Origin of the sequence: Streptomyces wedmorensis, assembly GCF_000716445.1 — a bacterium.
Taxonomy (GTDB): Bacteria; Actinomycetota; Actinomycetes; order Streptomycetales; family Streptomycetaceae; genus Streptomyces; species Streptomyces wedmorensis.
In genome coordinates, this window is sequence record NZ_JNWK01000060.1 from 68,651 (window position 1) to 88,344 (window position 19,694).

Annotated in this window: 18 protein-coding genes; 9 read left to right on the forward strand and 9 right to left on the reverse strand. The window is 73.4% G+C overall.

Features of this window, described 5'->3' with window-relative positions:
- Nucleotides 1-38: 38 nt before the first annotated feature.
- The gene (locus tag OO54_RS33785; RefSeq protein WP_033210136.1) at nucleotides 39-1,544 is read right to left on the reverse strand and encodes a leucyl aminopeptidase; all 1,506 of its coding nucleotides are present in this window, start codon (nucleotides 1,542-1,544) and stop codon (nucleotides 39-41) included.
- A gap of 315 nt (nucleotides 1,545-1,859) precedes the next feature.
- Here OO54_RS33785 and OO54_RS33790 point away from each other — a divergent pair, with 315 nt between their 5' ends.
- From OO54_RS33790 to OO54_RS33810, 5 genes are read left to right on the forward strand one after another with little or no spacing between them, the layout of a single operon-like run.
- Nucleotides 1,860-3,932 carry a hypothetical protein gene (locus OO54_RS33790; protein WP_033210139.1) on the forward strand — a complete coding sequence of 691 codons (2,073 nt, stop codon included), beginning with the start codon at nucleotides 1,860-1,862 and terminating at the stop codon, nucleotides 3,930-3,932.
- A gap of 26 nt (nucleotides 3,933-3,958) precedes the next feature.
- Nucleotides 3,959-5,500 (forward strand): GT4 family glycosyltransferase PelF, encoded by a 1,542-nt coding sequence (gene pelF / locus OO54_RS33795; protein WP_033210143.1) that lies wholly within the window; start codon nucleotides 3,959-3,961, stop codon nucleotides 5,498-5,500.
- Entirely contained in the window at nucleotides 5,497-6,984 is a 1,488-nt protein-coding gene (locus OO54_RS33800) for a hypothetical protein (protein WP_033210146.1), read from the forward strand. Before pelF ends, OO54_RS33800 begins: the two co-directional genes overlap by 4 nt.
- Before the next feature lie 12 nt (nucleotides 6,985-6,996).
- Nucleotides 6,997-7,617 carry a spherulation-specific family 4 protein gene (locus tag OO54_RS33805; protein ID WP_017238879.1) on the forward strand — a complete coding sequence of 207 codons (621 nt, stop codon included), beginning with the start codon at nucleotides 6,997-6,999 and terminating at the stop codon, nucleotides 7,615-7,617.
- A complete protein-coding gene (locus OO54_RS33810) occupies nucleotides 7,614-8,411 on the forward strand; it encodes an endo alpha-1,4 polygalactosaminidase (protein WP_033210149.1) in 798 nt (265 codons plus the stop codon). The genes OO54_RS33805 and OO54_RS33810 overlap by 4 nt, the downstream gene beginning before the upstream one ends.
- Here OO54_RS33810 and OO54_RS33815 read toward each other — a convergent pair.
- Together OO54_RS33815 and OO54_RS33820 are read right to left on the reverse strand one after the other, a co-directional pair.
- Entirely contained in the window at nucleotides 8,408-9,625 is a 1,218-nt protein-coding gene (locus OO54_RS33815) for a hypothetical protein (protein ID WP_051787466.1), read from the reverse strand. The genes OO54_RS33810 and OO54_RS33815 overlap by 4 nt on opposite strands.
- Before the next feature lie 57 nt (nucleotides 9,626-9,682).
- A complete protein-coding gene (locus OO54_RS33820) occupies nucleotides 9,683-10,489 on the reverse strand; it encodes an adenosylcobinamide-GDP ribazoletransferase (protein ID WP_033210152.1) in 807 nt (268 codons plus the stop codon).
- A gap of 25 nt (nucleotides 10,490-10,514) precedes the next feature.
- Here OO54_RS33820 and OO54_RS33825 point away from each other — a divergent pair, with 25 nt between their 5' ends.
- The gene (locus tag OO54_RS33825; protein ID WP_033210154.1) at nucleotides 10,515-11,282 is read left to right on the forward strand and encodes a hypothetical protein; all 768 of its coding nucleotides are present in this window, start codon (nucleotides 10,515-10,517) and stop codon (nucleotides 11,280-11,282) included.
- Here the strand turns inward: OO54_RS33825 and OO54_RS46890 are convergent.
- The 4 genes from OO54_RS46890 to OO54_RS33845 all read right to left on the reverse strand — a co-directional run bounded on the left by OO54_RS46890 (nucleotide 11,219) and on the right by OO54_RS33845 (nucleotide 16,136).
- Nucleotides 11,219-11,932, reverse strand: coding sequence for a hypothetical protein (locus tag OO54_RS46890; RefSeq protein WP_033210156.1), 714 nt, complete (start codon nucleotides 11,930-11,932; stop codon nucleotides 11,219-11,221). The two genes, OO54_RS33825 and OO54_RS46890, sit on opposite strands and share 64 nt — an antisense overlap.
- On the reverse strand, nucleotides 11,929-13,692 hold the full coding sequence (locus OO54_RS33835; RefSeq protein WP_033210158.1) for a phosphatidylglycerol lysyltransferase domain-containing protein: 1,764 nt from the start codon (nucleotides 13,690-13,692) through the stop codon (nucleotides 11,929-11,931). The genes OO54_RS46890 and OO54_RS33835 overlap by 4 nt, the downstream gene beginning before the upstream one ends.
- Before the next feature lie 100 nt (nucleotides 13,693-13,792).
- Nucleotides 13,793-14,875 carry a nicotinate-nucleotide--dimethylbenzimidazole phosphoribosyltransferase gene (gene cobT / locus OO54_RS33840; protein ID WP_033210160.1) on the reverse strand — a complete coding sequence of 361 codons (1,083 nt, stop codon included), beginning with the start codon at nucleotides 14,873-14,875 and terminating at the stop codon, nucleotides 13,793-13,795.
- A gap of 58 nt (nucleotides 14,876-14,933) precedes the next feature.
- Nucleotides 14,934-16,136: a bifunctional adenosylcobinamide kinase/adenosylcobinamide-phosphate guanylyltransferase gene (locus tag OO54_RS33845; protein ID WP_033210162.1), complete on the reverse strand. Its 1,203-nt coding sequence runs from the start codon at nucleotides 16,134-16,136 to the stop codon at nucleotides 14,934-14,936.
- 91 nt (nucleotides 16,137-16,227) lie between these two features.
- Here OO54_RS33845 and OO54_RS33850 point away from each other — a divergent pair, with 91 nt between their 5' ends.
- Nucleotides 16,228-16,434 carry a hypothetical protein gene (locus OO54_RS33850; RefSeq protein ID WP_017238872.1) on the forward strand — a complete coding sequence of 69 codons (207 nt, stop codon included), beginning with the start codon at nucleotides 16,228-16,230 and terminating at the stop codon, nucleotides 16,432-16,434.
- Between the two features lie 298 nt (nucleotides 16,435-16,732).
- Here the strand turns inward: OO54_RS33850 and OO54_RS33855 are convergent, their stop codons facing one another.
- Nucleotides 16,733-17,482, reverse strand: a complete 750-nt coding sequence (locus OO54_RS33855; RefSeq protein WP_209440907.1) for a class I SAM-dependent methyltransferase — start codon at nucleotides 17,480-17,482, stop codon at nucleotides 16,733-16,735.
- An 80-nt stretch (nucleotides 17,483-17,562) separates the two neighbouring features.
- Nucleotides 17,563-18,168, reverse strand: a complete 606-nt coding sequence (locus OO54_RS33860) for a DUF3043 domain-containing protein (RefSeq protein WP_033210165.1) — start codon at nucleotides 18,166-18,168, stop codon at nucleotides 17,563-17,565.
- Nucleotides 18,169-18,440: 272 nt separating this feature from the next.
- On the opposite strand from OO54_RS33860, the gene OO54_RS33865 reads away from it, so the two are divergent.
- Nucleotides 18,441-19,235: a PspA/IM30 family protein gene (locus OO54_RS33865; protein WP_017238869.1), complete on the forward strand. Its 795-nt coding sequence runs from the start codon at nucleotides 18,441-18,443 to the stop codon at nucleotides 19,233-19,235.
- Nucleotides 19,236-19,254: 19 nt separating this feature from the next.
- Nucleotides 19,255-19,533 carry a PspA-associated protein PspAA gene (gene pspAA / locus OO54_RS33870; RefSeq protein WP_033210168.1) on the forward strand — a complete coding sequence of 93 codons (279 nt, stop codon included), beginning with the start codon at nucleotides 19,255-19,257 and terminating at the stop codon, nucleotides 19,531-19,533.
- The last annotated feature ends 161 nt before the right edge of the window (nucleotides 19,534-19,694 follow it).

Here is a 19,694-nt window from a genome sequence, read left to right on the forward strand (position 1 = left end):
GGGCGCGGAGCCCGGGGCCGTCCCTGTCACGGGTGCGGTCAGAGCTCGCCGGCCGCCGTGCGCTCGGCCAGCTTCACCAGGGTGCGGACCGCGGAGCCGGTGCCGCCCTTGGGGGTGTAGCCGTACGGGGCGCCCTCGTGGAAGGCCGGGCCCGCGATGTCCAGGTGGGCCCACGGGATGCCCTCGCCCACGAACTCCTGCAGGAAGAGGCCGGCGACCAGGCCGCCGCCCATCCGGACGCCCATGTTGGCCATGTCGGCGCTGGGGGAGTCCATGGTCTTGCGCAGGTCCGCCGGGAGCGGCATCGGCCAGGACTGCTCGCCGACCTCCTCGGCGATCTCGTGGATCGCGGTGCGGTAGTCGTCGTCGTTCGCCATGATGCCGAAGGTGCGGTCGCCCAGGGCCAGGACCATCGCGCCGGTCAGGGTCGCCACGTCGACGATCGCGTCCGGGTGCTCCTCGGACGCCTTGGTCAGCGCGTCGGCGAGGACGAGCCGGCCCTCGGCGTCGGTGTTCAGGACCTCGACGGTCTTGCCGCTGTACATGTTCAGCACGTCACCCGGGCGGGTGGCGGAGCCGGACGGCATGTTCTCGGCGAGCGCCAGCCAGCCGGTGACGTTGACCTCGAGGCCGAGGCGGGCCGCGGCGACGACGGTGGACAGGACGGCGGCGGCGCCGGCCATGTCGCACTTCATCGTCTCGTTGTGGCCGGCCGGCTTCAGGGAGATGCCGCCCGAGTCGTAGGTGATGCCCTTGCCGACCAGGGCGAGGGTCTTCTCCGCCTTCGGGTGGGTGTAGGCGACGCGGACCAGGCGCGGCGGGTTCACCGAGCCGTTGCCGACGCCCAGGATGCCGCCGTAGCCGCCCTTGGCGAGCGCCTTCTCGTCGAGGACCTGGACCTTGAGGCCGTGCTCCTTGCCGGCGACCTGGGTGGCGGCGGCGAACGTGGCCGGGGTCAGCTCGTTGGGCGGCATGTTGACCAGGTCGCGAGCGCGGTTCATCTCCTCGGCGACGGCCAGGGCGCGCTCCGCGGCGGCCTTGTAGGCCTTGTCGCGGGGCTTGGCGCCGAGCAGGGCGACCTCGCCCAGCGGCTTCTTCGCGTCGGTGGTGTCCTGGAACGCGGTGTAGACGTACGCGCCGAGCAGCGCGCCCTCGCCGATGGCGGCGGCGTCCTCGGGAGCGGTGATCGGCAGCGCGAACGCGGCCTTCTTCACACCGGTCAGCGTGCGGGTCGCGGTGCCGGCGGCACGCCGCAGGACCTCGGAGCCGTACGCCTCGCCGTCCTCGGGGGCGGTGCCCAGGCCGACGGCCAGGACGACCGGGGCCTTCACGCCGGCGGGGGCGGGCAGCTTGGTCGCCTCACCCTCGGAGCCCGAGGCGCCCAGGGTCTCCAGGACGGCGGCGAGCCGGCCCTCGAAGGCCGTGTCGACGGCCTCGGCGCCCGGGGCGACGACGAGCGTCTTGCCGGACTTCGCGACACCGACGACGACAACGTCGGCGCGCAGCGTCGCCGCGCCGGCGGTGCTGAGAGTGAGAGCAGTCACGGTGGTGAAATCTCGCTTTCATTGAGTTCTGTGCTGGTCGAGGGATGGGCCGACCGTGCCCGCCTCATCGTATTTCGGCCCGAAGAGGGCCGAGAACGAGCCTACGCTCGCTCAGCCGGTTCGCTCACGGGGGCTGCGATTCACTCATCCGTGGTGTCTCTTTCATGTTTACCTTCCCGGCTCGGAGACCTGCTCCACACTCGCCTCATTCACGCAAGGACGACGCCGTCGCCTTTGCATCATCTGCATCATCTCCACAGGTCCCCCCGATCCCGCGACGGCTCCGGGCGGACCTGGCGAGGGGGGACACACTCGATGGAATCCGGCCGAATCCGTGCGCCCAGAACCGCTCACCGCGCCCGCACCGGCACACCCCGCGGCGCCCGTGTCGCGGTGCTCGCCGCGGCCGCGCTGCTCGCCACCGTCGTGCCGTCCGCGCAGGCGGTCGCCGCGACGGTGCCCCGCATCGACCTCACCGTCCTCGTCGTCGACGACGGCGGCAGCGCGGTCGAGGCGATCACCGCCGAGCTGAAGGGCTCCGGCGTCCCGTACCGCAGGATCGACCTCGACGACCCGAACCGGCCGGTCCTCGACGCGGCCTTCCTCAGCGACACGGTCGACGGCCGCCCCCGCGCCAAGTACCAGGGCGTGGTCCTGCCCCACGAGAGCGCCTTCGGCCCCGACTCCGCCGAGCACACCGCCCTCCAGGCGTACGAGCGGACCTTCGGCATCCCGCAGGTCGACGCCTACACCTGGTCGCACCCCGGCGTCGGCCTCGACTACACCGACCAGGGCGGCTACTCCGGCGTCCTCGACGGAGCCACCGCCGGTGTCACCGCCGCCGGAAAGGCCGGCCCCTTCCGCTACCTGGCAGGATCCCTCGCCTTCGAGGACAACGACCCCGCGATCGCCGAGAGTTACGGCTACGCGGGCCGCCCCCGGGCCGGCTACACCAGCTACGTCGACATCCCCGTCGACGGCGGCCGGGCCAGCCTCGTCGGCGAGTACGCCGCCGACGGCCGCCGCGAACTCGTCGTCACCTTCGCCTACAACCAGTACCAGCGACAGTTCCGGTCCCTCGCCCGCGGCATCGTCGAATGGCTCACCCAGGGCGTCCACCTCGGCCAGAGCCGCAACTACCTCTCCGTCCACGTCGACGACGTCTTCGCCCCCGACGCCCGCTGGGACGCCACGCTCAACTGCACCCCCGGCGACTTCGACTGCGTCGGCGACGACGGCGAGGGCGCGAACCCGATCCGCATGACCGTCGCCGACGCGCAGTACGCCGCCGCCTGGCAGAAGGCCTCCGGCTTCACCCTCGACATGGTCTACAACGGCGGCCAGGGCGAGCAGTGGAAGACCGAGCACGGCGGCACCGACCCGCTCACCGACCGGCTGGTCGCCGACCGCGCCCAGTACCGGTGGATCAATCACACCTACACCCACCCCTTCCTCGGATGCGTCCAGGACAACACCGTCGTCCCCTGGCAGTGCGCGAAGGACACCGCCGGGAACACCCTCTGGGTCAGCCGCTCCGAGCTCTCCGCCCAGATCCGCGACAACCACAACTGGGCCGTGAGCAAGGGGATCTCCGTCGACCGCGGCGAACTCGTCACCGGCGAGCACTCCGGCCTGAGGACCCTGCCCCAGCAGCCCGTCGACAACCCCAACCTCGCCGGCGCCCTCGCGGACAACGGCGTCAAGTGGACCGCGAGCGACAACTCCCGCGAACCGCAGCAGCGTGCGGTCGGCGCCGCGAAGACCGTGCCCCGCCACCCCATGAACGTGTACTACAACGTGGGCACCGCCGCCGAGATGGCCGACGAGTACAACTGGGTCTACACCTCGCGCGCCGACGGCGGCAGCGGCATCTGCGAGTCCAACCCGGCCTCCACCTGCCTGCCCGCCCCGCTCGACACCGCCACCGGCTACGCCGACCGGATCGTCCCGCAGGAGGCCCGCACCGCGCTCTCCCACGTCCTGGGCAACGACCCCCGCCCGCACTACGTGCACCAGTCCAACCTCGCCGAGGAACGACTCCTCTACCCCGTCCTCGACCGGGTGCTCGCCGACTACCGGGCCCTGTTCGCCGCCAACACGCCGCTGGTGAACCCGGCGCAGCGGGACGTGGGCACCGAACTGAGCCGCCGCACCGCGTGGGACCAGGCCCTCGCCGCCGGCAAGGTCACCGCCTACCGCATCGGCGGCACGGTCACGGTCAAGGCACCCGCCGGCGTCACCGCGCCCGTCACCGCCCCCGAGGGCACCCGCAAGCGGCTCCTCCTCGGCAGCGCCGTCTTCGGCTCGCCCTACGCCGGAACACGCTCCGCCTGGACCGCGCCCGAACTGCTCCAGAGCACCGTCACACTCACGCTGCCGACCGCCTGACCAGCACGTTCTGGGGGGAACCGTACATGCCGAGCCGTGGCCGCCACGTCACCATGCTCACCGAAGGCACCTACCCGCACGTCCACGGCGGCGTCAGCACCTGGTGCGACCAGCTCGTCCGCGGCATGCCCGAGGTCGACTTCGAGATCCTCGCCCTCACCGGCAGCGGCCGCGAACCCGTCACCTGGGAGCTGCCGTCCAACGTCACCCGGCACACCGCGTACCCCCTCTGGGGACTTCCGCAGGGACCGGCCGCGCCCGTACGCGCGCGCCGGCCCCTGCGGGGGCGCGAACGCCGCCGCTTCCTCGACGCGTACGAGGGGCTCCTGCTCGCCCTCCTCGACCCCGACTCGGACCGGGACTTCGGCACCGGCCTGTACGAACTGGCCGCACTCGCCCGGCAGGGGCGGCTGACCACCGCGCTCCGCTCCGAGCCCGCCCTGCGCTCCCTCATGTGGATCTGGACCATGCCGCACCTGCCGACGCTCGCGGCCCGGCCCACCGTCCACGACGCGCTCACCGCCACCGACCTGCTGGAACACGCCCTGCGGCCGCTCGCCGCCCGGATAGCCGACGGCAGCGTCGCCCACGCCGTCTCCAGCGGTCTCGCCACGCTGCCCGCACTCGCCGCGCAGCACTTCGAAGGGGTCCCCTTCCTGCTCACCGAACACGGCATCTACCTCCGCGAGCGCTACCTCGGCTACCGCACCGAAGCGCAACGCTGGCCCGTCAAGGCCCTCATGCTCGGCTTCTACCGCGAGCTCAACACCCTCGGATACGTCAAGGCCGACCTGATCACCCCCTGCAACCAGTACAACCGGCGCTGGGAGGAACGCGGCGGCGCCCCCACCGAGCGCATCCGCACCGTCTACAACGGAGTCGACCCCGCCCTCTTCCCCGAGGCCGGACCCGAACCCGAGACCCCCACCCTCAGCTGGTGCGGACGCGTCGACCCCATCAAGGACCTGGAGACCCTCGTCCGGGCGTACGCGATCTGCCGCGCCGAACTGCCCGAACTCCGGCTCCGGTTGTTCGGCCCGGTCCCCGCCGGCAACGAGGACTACCTGACCCGGCTGGAGAAGCTCGCCGCCGAACTGGGCGTCACCGACGGGGTGTCCTTCGAGGGCCGCGTCTCGGACGTCCCCTCCGCCTACGCCGCCGGCAGCGTCGTCATGCTCTCCTCCATCAGCGAGGGCTTCCCCTTCTCCCTCATCGAGGCCATGTCCTGCGGCCGCGCCACCGTCTCCACCGACGTCGGCGGCGTACGGGAGGCCGTCGGCGACACCGGCATCGTCGTGCCGCCCCGCGAACCGGCCGTCATGGCCGCCGCCGTCACCGAACTCCTCCGCGACGGCGCACGGCGCGCCGAACTCGGCCGCCTGGCCCGGCAACGCGTCATCGACCGGTTCACCCTCAACCGCTCGGTGGACGGCTTCCGCCAGATCTACCGCGAACTGGCCGGCGCCCGCACTCCGCGCCCCGCCCCGCCCCTCGCCCCCCTCCGCCTCAGCATCCCCGCCCCGCGCCGTGCCTCCGCGGCCCTCGTCCCCGGAGGCACCCCGGCATGAGCGGCTCCCTCTGGCTGAAACCCCCGACGACGGCCACCCCCCTCCCCGCCGTCCCCCGCCCCCGCCGGGAGCACCCGGCGACACGGGCCACACCCCCGCCGGCGGAAGGCCACGCCGACCCGTCCGCGGACCCCGGCCCCCCGCCCGCCGACGAGCGGCCCGCCGCCGATCCGATGGACGAACTCGCCGAACGGCTCGACGGGTTCGTCGCCGTCGCGGTGCACCCGGACGAGATCGCGGCGATCCTCGAGTCCGACGGGATGACCGACGACCACATCCGGCTCACCTACGGCAGGGCCGACTCCTTCGCGCTCGCCGAGGACCTCTACGCGCGCGTGGAGCGGCGCCACCCGGAGCCGACGGCGCTCCGGGACGGGCCGTGGCACTCGGAACTGGCGGGCTGCCTGCTGCGCGGGCTCGTCTTCGCGCTGCCGGGACTGGCGTACGTCCTGGCCGCGCCGCTCCTGGCCGGTGGGGGCGGCCGCGCCGGACTGCCCGGCGGAACGATCCCGCTCCTCGCCGGGGCCGTCACCGGATGGGTGTGGAACCAGGCGCTGTCGCACCGCGCGTACACCTGGCTGGGCCTCGGGGAGCGGGCCGCCGCCGCCCGCGCGCTGCTCGTCGGCGCACCGGCGGGAGCGCTCGCCGGGACGGCCGTCGCCCTCGCGGTCGCGGCGCCCGGCGAGACCCCGGCCGCCGTGTTCGCCGCGGGGCAGTCGCTGTACCTCGCCGCCGCGACCGTCCTCCTGGTGATGGGCCGCGAACGGGCCCTGCTCCGCGCCCTCTCACCGCTGGCCGGTGCGTTCCCCGCGTTCCGCTGGGACCTGCCCGACGCGCTGCGCGCCGGGCTGCTCCTGGCCTCGCTGGCCGCGGCCGTCGCCTGCGCCGCGTTCGTGGTGAGGCCGGGCGCGCGGCGCGGCGCCAGGGGCCGCGGCGGGCCGGCGCCCGCCGCGTCCCTCCCGTACGGCCTGTTCGGCCTGGGGAGCGGCCTGCTGGTCCTCCACGCCGGCGTGGGCGACACGCTGGTGAGCGGGGCGGGGGCGGTCATCGCGCTGACCCTTTCGATGGGGCCCGCCGAGTGGCTGCTGTACCGCTTCCGGGGCGAGAGCCTGACCCGGCTGAGGACGCTCACCACCGCGCGGGAGTTCCGCCGGGCGGTCACCGGCACCCTCGTCCTCTGCCTCGGCGGCTACCTCACCGTCCTGCTCGCCCTCACGCTCGCCGCCACCCTGGTGTGGCCGGACGCGTCGTGGCCGACGCCGCCGCGGATCGCCACCCTGCTCCTGATCGGCACCGTGCTCTGGCTGGGCCTGCTGCTCCAGGCCTTCGGCGCGGTCCTCAGCGCGGCCGGCGTCTGCCTGCTCGCGGCGGCGGCCCAGACCGCGGTGCCGGCGGCGGGCCCGCTGGCGGCCGGGGGAGCGGCGGCGCTGCTGGCCGTCCTGAGCTGTGTTCTGCTGGTACGACCGACCGTCCACCGCGTCTAGGGGGCCCGGACCGTGACGACCCCTTCCCTCCTGGTGCCGTACTACGAGCACCCGGCCGAGCGCCCCGAGGCCTGGACGGCACTCGTCGACGCGGCGCCCTTCCTCTACGGCGTCGTCCTGAACCCGGCGAACGGCGCGGGCGAGGCGCGCGACCCGGCGTTCGCCGACGCGGCCGGGCGCCTGCGGGCGGCCGGCGTACGGGTCCTCGGCTACGCGGACACCGCCTACGGCCGTCGCCCGCACGGCGAGGTCGTCACCGACCTGCTCCGCCACCGCGACTGGTACGGCGCCGACGGGGCCTTCCTCGACCAGGTCGCGACCGCGCCCGGCGCGCTCGTCCACTACCGCAGGATCGCGGTCGCGGCGCGGGCCGCCGGGGCCGCCACCCTCGTCTTCAACCACGGCGCCCACCCGGACGCCGGATACGAGGCCCAGGCCGACCTCCTCGTCACCTTCGAGGGTCCCTGGGACACGTACCGCGCGCTCGACCTCCCGGTCGCCCCGCACTACTGCCACCTCGTCTACGCGGCCCCGCCCGGCGTCCGCCCGGCCACCCCGGTGCACTGCGCCGTGCCCGGCACCGGCGCCCACCCGTGGGGCACCCTTCCGCACCTCCTGGAGCCCGCCCGATGAGACGCGCGATCCCCCTGCTCGCCGGCCTCCTGCTGCTCGCCACGGCCTGTACGGCGAGCCCCGGGCCCGAGCCCGACCCGAAGCCGACGGACGGCGGGCGCTGGCGGCCGAAGCCCGGCCTCGCCTGGCAGTGGCAGCTCAGCGGCCGCCTCGACCCGGCGGTCGACGTACCCGTGTACGACATCGACGGCTTCGACCACTCCGCGTCCACCGTCGCGGACCTGCGGGCGCGCGGCCGGAAGGTCATCTGCTACCTCTCCACCGGCGCCTGGGAGGACTTCCGCCCCGACGCGGCGAAGTTCCCCGCCGCCCTGCTCGGCAAGGGCAACGGCTGGGACGGCGAGCGCTGGCTCGACATCCGCCGCACCGACGTCCTCGGACCCCTCATGGCGAAGCGCCTCGACATGTGCCGGGACAAGGGCTTCGACGCCGTCGAACCCGACAACATGGACGGCTACCGCAATCCCACCGGCTTCCCCCTCACCGCCGCCGACCAACTCCGCTACAACCGCCTCATCGCCCGCCTCGCCCACGACCGCGGGCTCGCCGTCGGCCTCAAGAACGACCTCGACCAGATCCCCCAGCTCCTGCCCGACTTCGACTTCGCCGTCAACGAGCAGTGCGCCGAATACGACGAATGCGGCCGCCTCACCCCGTTCGTCACCGCCGGCAAAGCCGTCTTCCACGTCGAATACGAGTTGGACACCGACGAGTTCTGCCCCCAGGCCCGCGCGCTGGGCCTCAGCTCCATGCTCAAGAAGTACGACCTCGGGGTGTGGCGCAAGCCCTGCTAGGAGTCGCCGCGCTTCGTGGTCACGTAGCAGGTCACCCCGTCCTTCCCGGGGTGCCCCTTGGGCGCGGGGGTCCACCAGGCCCAGATGTCGGTCGCCTTCGGCAGCCACACGGGCCTCCGCACGTCGTGGGCGAAGGCGCAGGCGGTGTCGGAGCGCTCCTGGGTGTCCTCCGGCGAAGTGCCCTCGCGCAGGGGGATCCGGGTGAAGACGCGGGCGTCGTACGGACCGGAGCAGTCCACGGTCACGACCATGTGCGCGAGGCGCTGACCGGAGTCGAAGTCGACGCAGCCGCCGTCCTTCACGTCCCACATGGCCAGGACGTTCCCGGCCGCCGTACGGACGGTCCCGGACGGGGTCATGGCCGGTGCCGAGGTGCCGTACCCGGTGAGGGTGAGGTCCGAGGTCAGGGTCGTGAACCCGGCGAAGGCGCCGTCCTTCCGGAGGAGCGTGGAGAGATCGGCCGTGGCGCGGGTGATCCGGCCCTCCTTGTCCACGGTGACCGTCAGCGGCACCCCCGGCTGCGCGTGGCCCGTGGACTCGTCGACGGTCAGCTCGTCGCCCAGGTCGGAGGGGAACACGGCCCGCAGCACGCTGAAGGGCATGGTCGCCCGGTACGTACGGCCTTCGGCCGCGGGGCTCTGCGCGGTCGCCTCCGCTCCGCCCACCCCTTCGAGGAGCGTGCCGCCGATGGGCGCCTCGGTGCCCCGCAGGTGGTCGAGGGCGTCGCTCGTCCTCGACCGGGTGGTGTCGCCGGAGGCGTAGCGGATCCAGTAGGCCGAGGAGGCGGCCCGGTAGTGGATCTGCTGACCGTCGACCAGATAGCCGACGGAGGCGGGTCCGTCCCCCCGTCCGGGCGTCCGGCCGAGCAGGACGCCCCGGGTTTCCCCGGACACCCCCTTGGGCACCTTCCAGACCACGTCGGCCTGGCCGCGCCCGCCGGTGAAGTCCATGCGCCCGGTCGTCGTCCGGACCGCGTCGCCCTTCGCCTTCGAGCCGAAGGACAGGGTCTGGACGAAGCGTGCGTTCCCCGCCTTCTGCGTCCGGCGCATCGCGTGGAACAGCTGGCGGTCCGGCTTCTGGTCGAAGACCGGATGCCCCGTGGGCGCGGCGGACGAGGGCTTGGCGTCGGGGGAGTCACCGCCCCCGCCGCAGGCGGTCAGGAGCAGGGACGCCGTGGCGAGGACGGCGGCGGTACGGGCGTGGCTTCTGATCATGGTCCTGTGACCCGCCGGCCGTCCCGATGGTTGCCCGTCCACCGGGTCACGGAACGGTCACCCCAGCGTCAGCGCCACCAGGGCCGTCGTCGCCGCCGTCTCCTCCACCGCGCCGAAGACGTCGCCCGTGACCCCGCCGAACCGCCGTACGCAGCGGCGGAGGAGGAGGGCGGCGGCGCAGAGGGCGGCGCCGGCGGCGAGGACGTCGCGGAGGGCGTCGTAGGGGGAGGAGAGGAGGCCGGCGGCGGCGCAGGAGGTGAGGACGAGGGCGGTGGCGAGGGTGGCGGAGCGGACCGGGACGGTCTCGGCGACGATCGCGCCGAGGCCCTCGGGGCGGGCGGCGGGGACGCCGTGGCGGGAGGCGTGGGTGAGGGCGAGGCGGGCGACGGTGGCGGCGAGCGCGACGGCGACGGTGCCGTGCGTCCAGCTCTGCTCGTACAGCCGGTGGAGCGCGGCGACCTGCGCGAGCAGGACGAGGACGAGGGCGATGACGCCGAACGGTCCGATGTCCGACTGCTTCATGATGCGCAGCGCGTCCTCGGCCGGCTTGGCGCTGCCGAGGCCGTCGGCCGTGTCGGCGAGGCCGTCGAGGTGGAGGCCCCGGGTGAGCACGGCGGGGACGGCGGTGGCGGCGACGGCCGCGAGCAGCGGGCCCGAACCGAGCAGCAGGAACGCGCCGCCGAGCGCGGCGGCGGAGAGCCCGACGGTCAGCCCGGCCACGGGGGCGCAGAGCATGCCGGCGCGCGCCGCGTCCCGGTCCCAGCGGGTGATGCGGGCGGGGAACACCGTGAGGGTGCCGAAGGCGAAACGCAGGCCGTCCATCCGGGCAGGGTAATCGCCGCCTCCGGACGGTAGATTGCGCATACCGCGCATATCGGAACGGGGTGGCATGGGTCACTGGTTCTCCCGCAACATCGTCGAGCCGGGCAAGGTCCCGATGCTGCTCGCTCTGACCTCCTTCGTCCTGACATTCCTGGTCACCCGCACCGTCACCCGGCTCATCCGGGCGGGGAAGGGCCCGTTCCGGAACGTCTCCTCCGGAGGGCTCCACATCCATCACGTCGTACCCGGCGTCGTCCTCACCGTCATCGGCGGATTCGGCGCGGTGGGCAGCGACCGGCACGGCGTGGGCGGCGCCGTCTTCGCCGTCGTCTTCGGGATCGGCGCCGGGCTCGTCCTCGACGAGTTCGCGCTCATCCTCCACCTGGACGACGTGTACTGGACGGACGAGGGCCGCAAGAGCGTCGAGGTGGTCGTCCTCACCGCGGCCCTGGTGGGACTCGCGCTCAGCGGCTTCTCACCGCTCGGCGTCAACGACATGACGGCGGACGAGCGGCAGGACCGGGCCACTTTCATCCTCACCCTCGTGCTCAACTTCGCCCTGGTCCTGGTCACCCTGGTGAAGGGGAAGGTCCGGCTCGCCGTGATCGGGACCCTGATCCCGTTCGTGGCGATCGTCGGCGCCGTCCGCCTGGCCCGCCCGGGCTCCTGGTGGTCCCGGCACCTCTACGCCCGCCGCCACAAGGCCAGGGCCCGGGCCGCGATCCGCGCGTACCGCCACGACAAACGGTGGACCAAGGTCCGCCGCCGCCTTCAGGACGTGATCGGCGGCTTCCAGGAGCGGGTGCCCGGGCGGGGCACGCCCCCGTCGTCCTGACCGCGCCCGCGCCAGGCCTGGACCCCGATCAGGACGAGGACGGCGGCGATCGCCGCGAGGTGCTCCTTGCCCGCCAGGTTCGGCTTGATCACCACCTCGACCACCATCGCCAGCACGACGAGCGCGCCCGTCCACCGGGCGCCGTACCGCCGGCAGACGTACACGGCGAGACCCACCACGGCCGCCGACGGGCCGGTGTCGACGACCTGCGCGTCGGTGGCGGGCAGCCCGAGCGGGCCGTCAGGGCCGAGCGCGATGCCCACGCGCGCGTAGAGCGTGCCGGCCAGCGTCGCCAGGTAGGCGACGCCGAGCGTCCGCCACCGCCCGATGCAGATCTCGGCGATCCCGAACACCAGCAGCACCTGGGCCAGGGCGCCCCACACGGGCAGGTCGAGCGCGGGGACGAAGAGCGACAGCGGAGTCCGCAGCAGCGCGAGCCACAGCGGGTCCTCGGCCCGTACGGAACCGATGTCCTGGACCGGCTGGTAGCCCCAGTCCTGGTTCTGCACGACCTGGAACCCGGCCGTCAGGCAGACGGCGGCCAGCGTCATCGGCACCGCACGCCACCCCGACGTGACGAGGGCGGCCCGTACGGTGCCGAACAGCGGCCCCCACTCGCGGCGGGCGAACCGGGCGAGGCCCCCGCTCAACGCCCGCTCTCCAGATGCCTGCGGTGCATCCACTTCGGCAGGCCCGGGGCCTCCAGGAAGCCCTCGGCCCGACCGGCCGCCAGGCCGATGCGCAGCAGGTCGGCACTCTTCTCGAAGAGCATGAATCGGGGCTCCCAGATGGGTCGGTACTTGGCGTTGGCGCGGTACAGCGACTCGATCTGCCACCAGCGGGAGAAGAAGCTGAGCAGCGAACGCCACATCCGCAGCACGGGTCCCGCCCCGAGCTTCGAGCCACGTTCGAAGACGGAGCGGAACATGGCGAAGTTCAGTGAGACCTGAGTGATCCCGATCTCCTTGGCCCGCTGGAGGAGTTCGATGACCATGAACTCCATCAGACCGTTCTCGGACTCCCGGTCACGGCGCATCAGGTCGAGCGAGAGCCCCTTGGGGCCCCAGGGCACGAAGGACAGCACGGCCCGCAGCTCACCCTGCTCGTCGGTGCACTCCAGCATCACGCAGCGGCCGTCGCTCGGATCGCCGAGCCGGCCCAGCGCCATCGAGAAGCCCCGTTCGGTGGCCCCGTCCCGCCAGTCGTCGGCCTTGCGCAGCAGCTCGGCCGTCTCGTCGGCCGGAATGTCCTCGTGGCGTCGGATCCGGACCTCGTACCCGGCCCGCTTGACCCGGTTGTACGCCTGCCGGACCGTCCGCATCGCCCGGCCGTCCAGGGTGAACTCGTCGGTCTCCACGATCGCCTCGTCGCCCAGCTCCAGGGCGTCCAGGCCGTGCCGGGCGTAGATGGTGCCGGCCTCCTCGCTCGCGCCCATCACCGCCGGGATCCAGCCGTGCTCGCGGGCCTCGGCCAGCCAGGGCTCGATGGCGCCGGGCCAGGCCTCGGGGTCGCCGATCGGGTCGCCGGAGGCGAGGGACACCCCGCCGACCACCCGGTAGGCGACGGCCGCCTTCTCGCTCGGCGACCACACGACGCTCTTCTCCCGGCGCAGCGAGAAGTAGCCGAGCGAGTCGCGGTCGCCGTGCTTGTCGAGCAGCGCCCGCAGCCGCTCCTCGTCCTCCTCCGTCAGCGGGTCGGTGGCCCGCCGGGAGCGGAACGCCGCGAAGAGGACGGCGAACAGGAGCAGCGTGGACATCACGTTGATGGTGACGTCGACCCAGCCGGGGGTGGAGATGCCGGGCATGCGGGAGTCGTCGGCGGCCAGGGTGATCAGCCGCAGCACGCCGTACCGCCAGCGCTCCAGGAAGGTGGAGTGGCCGGTGGAGGTGTTGGTGACGGTGACCAGGACGGCGGCGAGCAGCGAGGTGACGAGGAGTCCGCCGACCGCCACGGCCGCGGCCAGCCACGGGTTGGAACGGTCGCCCTTCGCGTAGAACTCCCTGCGGCCGAGCAGCAGCGCCACGACGAAGGCGGCGGTCAGGGTGAGCGAGATCCAGTTCTGGGCGTGCCGCCGGATCTCCGGGAAGACCATCACGAGCGCGAAGAGCAGCAGGAAGAGGCCGCCGAGCACCATGTTGAGGATCCACGCGGCCCGCTTGCGGCGCCGCATGGTGATCGCCAGGAACAGGGTGAAGACCCCCGAGGCGAAGCCCGCCGTGAGCATGTACGGCGTGAAGTAGTCGTCCTCGTTGTGCCGGCGCAGGTCCTGTCCGAACGAGACCCAGACGGCGCTCAGGAAATTGATGAACGTGACGACGCGCAGGTACCAGACGGCGAACGCTGCGCCGCGGCGCGAACGGACGGTGCTGCCCCGGGGCGCTGCTTCGGCGGACAAGCGGACCTCTCCCATGAAAAGCGATCATATGGGGCACCGCTCGCCGCGCCCGGGCGCCGGAGGCGGCCGCGCGCGTGGCGCGCCGCCGCTCCGGATCCGGGCGGTCCCTCTTCCCTCAGTGCTCCCCGTCGGAGTCGTCCGACGCGGCCGACGTGGCCGGATCCGGACGCTCGGGAAGCTCCGCGGCGAACGCCGCCGCGGCCTGGACGAGGGGAAGCGCGAGCAACGCCCCGGTTCCCTCACCCACATGGACGCCGTGGTCGAGCAGCGGGTTGAGCGCCATCCGGTCCAGCGCCTTCGCCTGCGCCGGCTCCCCGCTCACCTGGCCCGCGAGCCACCAGTCCGGCGCCCGGAACGCCGCCCGCTGCGCCACCAGCGCGCAGGCCGCACCCACCACACCGTCCAGGATCACCGGCATCCGCCGCACCGACGCCTGCAACAGGAAACCCGTCATCGCCGCCAGGTCCGCCCCGCCGACCGCCGCCAGCAGCTCCAGTTGGTCGCCGAGGACCGGCCGGGCCCGCCGCAGCGCGTCCCGGATCGCCGCGCACTTGCGCATCCACGCCAGATCGTCGATCCCGGCGCCGCCCCGGCCGGTCACCACCGAGGCGTCCGTCCCGCACAGCGCCGCGATCAGCGTCGACGCCGGCGTCGTCCCGCCGACGCTCAGGTCCCCGAGCACCACCAGATCGGTGCCCGAGTCCGCCTCCTCGTCGGCGATCGCGACGCCGAGCCGGACCGCGGCCTCCGTCTCCTCGACCGTCAGCGCGTTCTCCACGTCGATCCGGCCGCTGCCGCGCCGCACCCGGCGCCGCACCACCTCGGCGGGCAGCAGCTCCGGCTCGCAGTCCAGACCCGCGTCCACCACCCGCACCGGCACGTTCATCGAGCGGGCCAGCACGGCCAGCGGGCTCGCCCCGTCCAGGACCGCGCGCACCAGCTCGTGCGCGGTACCCGCGGCACGGCCCGACACGTCGAGCGAGGCCACCCCGTGGTCGCCCGCGAACAGCACCACCCGCGGCTGCTCGATCGCCCGCACCTTGACGGTCGCCTGCGCCGCCGCCAGCCACTCGCCCAGCTCGTCCAGGCGCCCCAGCGCGCCGGGCGGCACGATCAGCCGCTCCCGGCGCTCCTCCGCGTCACGGCGGATCCCGCCGTCGGGGCGCTCGATCAGATCGGAGAAGTCGTCCAGGTTCACGGGTTCCGCCTTGTGACAATCAGCTGGGGCCTGTCCGGTGGCCATCGGTGATCGCACCCTACCCGCGCAACACCAACGGCTGTCCGGCGACCACGAGGAGGACCTGCTCGCACTCGTCGGCGAAGGCCGCGTTCAGCCGGCCCAGCTCGTCCCGGAACCTGCGCCCCGCCGCCGTGCCCGGCACCACACCCGAGCCGACCTCGTTCGTCACCGCCACGACCGTACGGCCCGTGGCCCGCAGCGCCGCCACCAGCTCCGCCGTCCGCTCCCGCAGCGCCGTCTGCCCGCCCGCCGCCCACCGCTCGTCGTCCCACGCGCCCACCCGGTCCATGGCATCGGTCAGCCACAGCGACAGACAGTCGATCAGCAGCGCCGGACCGTCCCCGGCGAGCAGGGGCACGAGGTCGCAGGTCTCGGCGGTACGCCAGGAACCCGGCCGCCGCTCCCGGTGCAGGTCCACCCGCTGCGCCCACTCCGCGTCGCCCTCCCGGGTCCCGCCCGTCGCCACGTACAGCACGTCGGGGAAGGTCTCCAGGCGCCGCTCGGCCTCCACCGACTTCCCCGACCGGGCCCCGCCGGTCACCAGCGTCCGCCGCGGCACGTCCGGCACCTCGTGGTACTCGCCCACGTACAGCGTCGTCCCGTCCGGCACCGCCCGCGCGCCCGCCGCCGCCAGCCGCCGGTCCAGCTCGGCCCCCGTGGGCGCGTCGTGGTCCAGGTGCACCGCGATCACCTCGGTGGTCGTCCCGACCGCCCCCGTCGCCCGCAGCCGCGCCAGTCCGTCCGGCCGGCCCGTCACATCGGCGATCACCATGTCGTACGGCACCCCGTGGTCCTCCGGCAGCCCCGCCGGAGCGCCGCCCGGCGGCAGGTACAGCAGCCGCTCGCCGTCCGCCGACGTCACCTCGTACCCGGTGCCGGGGGAGTCCATCGACACCGCCCGCACCGTGTGCCCGCTGATCAGCGTCAGCTCCCGGCCGTCCGGCACCCGGCCCGCCGTCGGCAGCCCCGCCGGCACCTCCACCGCCGGCCCGTCGTGCGGATGCGTCAGCAGCACCTGCCGCACACCCACGAGCGAATGTCCCGAACGGGCCGCCGCCAGCGCGGCGCCCGGGGTCAGGTCCAGCAGCAGCGCACTGTCCACGAGCAGCGCGGTCGCGGCCCGCACCCGGGTACCGCGGGACAGCGCGCACACGGCGCAGGGGCAGTCGGGGCGGGGCAGGCCGAGCGGGGCTCCGGTGCCGAGCAGAGTCAGTTCCACCCTCAGATCCTCCCGCGCCACCGCGAGGCGTGCGCGCCCGGCTACGCTGCGGGCAGGAAACCGATCATCCGGTGAGCGCCAGGAGGCGGACATGGCATGGACGTGGCGGTTCGAGAAGTCCGACGGCACACAGGTCGAGCCGGTGGTGACCCCCGAGGAGTTCACCACCCAGGGCGACGCCGAAAGCTGGATCGGCGAGCACTGGCGTGACCTCCTCGGCGGCGGCGCCGACCAGGTCACCCTCTCCGAGGACGGCACCAAGATCTACGGCCCCATGCCCCTCAACGCCGAATCCTGACCCCGGTGGGCGCCCGCTCCACGGAGCGGACGCCCACCCCCGGGCCTGCGCCCCGCCTCGTTGTGGGCATTCGTTCCGCCGGGGCGGTGCCCACCCGCAACCCCCGGCCCCGCCCGTTGTGGGCATTCGTTCCGCTGGGGCGGTGCCCACCCGCAACCCCCGGCCCCGCCTCGTTGTGGGCAATCGTTCCGCCGGGGCGGAACGGGTGGGCACAACGGGCGGCGCCCCTTGCCGGGCCCAGGCTTCCGCGCCTGAACCCGCACCCGGTGCGCGCCGAGCAATGGGTGCGGGTCAGGGCTCAGGGGGCGGAGGCGCCGCGATACGGCTCCACCCGCCCCGCCCGATCCTCGGCGGAAAGCAGCCGTTCCAGTTCTTCGGCGGCCGGCAGCCCCGCCCCGGCGGGGACGCCGTCGGTGAAGACGCGTACCCCGTACCAGGCGTGCAGCGGCGCCGCGATGCCCGAGAGCGTCGCGGTGATCGCGTCGAGCCGGTCGGCGCGGACCTTCACGCCGTGGTCGTCGGTGTACACGTCGGAGTCGAAGGCCGTGAGCGCTCCTGACCAGTCGCCGGCGAGGCCGGGCCGCATGGCGAGCGCCTCGGCGTTTCGCACGACCAGGGAGAGCAGGCCGCCGGGGGCCAGCATCCGGGCGAGGCCGGCGAGCAGTGCGTCCGGTTCGTCCGCGTACATGAGGACGCCGTGGCAGAGGACCACGTCGAAGCTGCCGGGCAGGAAGTGGACGCCGGTCTCGCGTCCGTCGCCCTCGATCATCCGGACCCGCTCGCGGATTCCGGCGGGTTCGGTCGCCAGTGAGTCGCGCGCCGCTTTGAGGAGCTCGGGATCGGCCTCCAGGCCCGTCACGGTGTGACCGGCGCGGGCGAGGCGGAGCGTCTGCGCGCCCTGCCCCATGCCGGCGTCGAGGATCCGCAGCCGCTGCCCTACGGGGTAGCGGCTGGATATCTGCTCGTCGAGCTGGCGGGCGATGATCTCCTGGCGGATGGTGTCGCGCAGGCCGCCGGGACCGGCGGGCTGTGCGACGGCGGGCAGCACGGGGCCGCCCGCCTCCGAGGTGGCCGCGCCGAAAGCACCCTCGCCGAGGGTGTGTTCGCCGCTGTCCGAGCTGTCGGCGCTCAGGGCCGCTCTCCGCGCTTGACCTGCGGCTTCGGCAGTCGCAGTCGGCGCATCTGGAGCGTACGCATCAGGCCGTAGGCGATCGCACCGCGCTTCGGCTCGTTCGGGAAGCGCTCGTTCAGCTGCTTGCGCAGCCGGATCCAGATGCCGATCGAGTCGATGACGATCAGGATGATCACACCGAGCCAGAGCAGCAGGGAGATGTTCTGCAGGGCCCGGTTGGCGTTGCCGAACAGCGACAGCACGAGGATCACCACGGCCATCGGCAGGAAGAATTCGGCGATCGCGAACCGGGAGTCGACGAAGTCGCGCACGAAGCGGCGGACCGGACCCTTGTCGCGGGCGGGCAGGTAACGCTCGTCGCCACTGGCCAGCGCTTCGCGCTGACGGGCCAGATCGGAGCGGCGTGCCTCGCGCTGGCGCTTGGCGGCCTCCTTGCGGTCGGTCGGCACCGTCGCGGCACGCCGACGCTGGGTCTGCGCTTCACTCCGCTTCGGGGTCGGGCGGCCCTTGGGGGCCTCGGGGTCGCGGGGCTGCTTGGTGGAGAGGTCCGCCGTCACCTTGTCGGTGGGGGCCTTCTCGTCCTTCGAACGGCTACGGAACACAAAACCCAAGGGTACGGGGTGGTGGGCATGGACCCCAGCTCGGGCGGGAACGATCCGCTAACAGACTGCGTCCTGGGTGGTACGTGCAGGCGACGAGCCGGGACTCCCCCTAGACCCCTCTACACCCTGGGCCGGAGGGAGGACCGCGCGCAGTCGTCCTTGGGGAGGAGCGCATCCCGCTCCGAACAGTGCGGTAATGGAGACAGGGCCCGTAGTGTGGACCTGTTGGAGAGCTGGAGCCGAAGTCCGTCAGAAGGGGGCGCGCGAAGCCCATGAGCGGTGTCATGAAGCGTATGGGGATGATCTTCCGCGCGAAGGCGAACAAGGCCCTTGACCGGGCCGAGGATCCGCGCGAGACGCTCGATTACTCGTACCAGAAGCAGCTGGAGCTGCTGCAGAAGGTCCGTCGCGGTGTCGCCGACGTCGCGACCTCCCGCAAGCGGCTCGAACTCCAGCTGAACCAGCTGCAGGGCCAGTCCGCCAAGCTGGAGGACCAGGGCCGCAAGGCGCTGGCGCTCGGCCGCGAGGACCTGGCGCGCGAGGCGCTGTCCCGGCGGGCCGCCCTCCAGCAGCAGGTCAGCGACCTGGAGGTGCAGCACCAGACGCTGCAGGGCGAGGAGGAGAAGCTCACTCTCGCCGCCCAGCGTCTCCAGGCCAAGGTCGACGCCTTCCGCACCAAGAAGGAGACCATCAAGGCGACCTACACGGCGGCCCAGGCGCAGACCCGGATCGCCGAGTCCTTCTCCGGCATCTCGGAGGAGATGAGCGACGTCGGCCTCGCGATCCAGCGGGCCGAGGACAAGACCGCCCAGCTCCAGGCGCGCGCGGGCGCGATCGACGAGCTGCTCGCCTCGGGCGCCCTGGACGACCAGTCCGGGCTCGCGAAGGACGACATCCAGGCGGAGCTGGACCGGCTGTCCGGAGGTACGGACGTCGAGCTGGAGCTCCAGCGGATGAAGGCCGAGCTGGCCGGCGGGCCGTCGGCGCAGCAGCAGGCCATCGAGGGCGGTGGCGCGGCCGCGCCGCAGGACCGCACCCAGCAGTCCCACCCGCGTTTCGAGAAGTAGGCGACAGACAGGACGCGTCATGATCGTACGGATCATGGGGGAGGGCCAGCGGACGCTGGCCGACAGCCACGTCGTCGAGCTCAACCGGCTCGACGACGAGCTGCTCGCGGAGATGGAGTCGGGGGACGAGGACGGTTTCCGGCGCACGCTGGGTGACCTCCTCGACGCCGTCCGGCGACTCGGCGAGCCCCTCCCGGACGAGGCCCTGGAGCCCTCGGAGCTCATCCTCCCGGCTCCCGACGCGAGCCTCGACGAGGTCCGGGCCATGCTCTCCGGCGACGGCCTCATCCCGGGCTGACCCGCTTTCCCCGACGGTCCCGCCGCCCCCAGGGCGCCGGGACCGCCGCGCGTCGGGCGCCGCACGCCTGTCCGGTGCCGCACCGCACGCCTGTCCGGTGCCGCACCGCGCGTCTGACGCCGCACCGCGCGTCTGACGCCGCACCACGTGGCCGGCGCCGC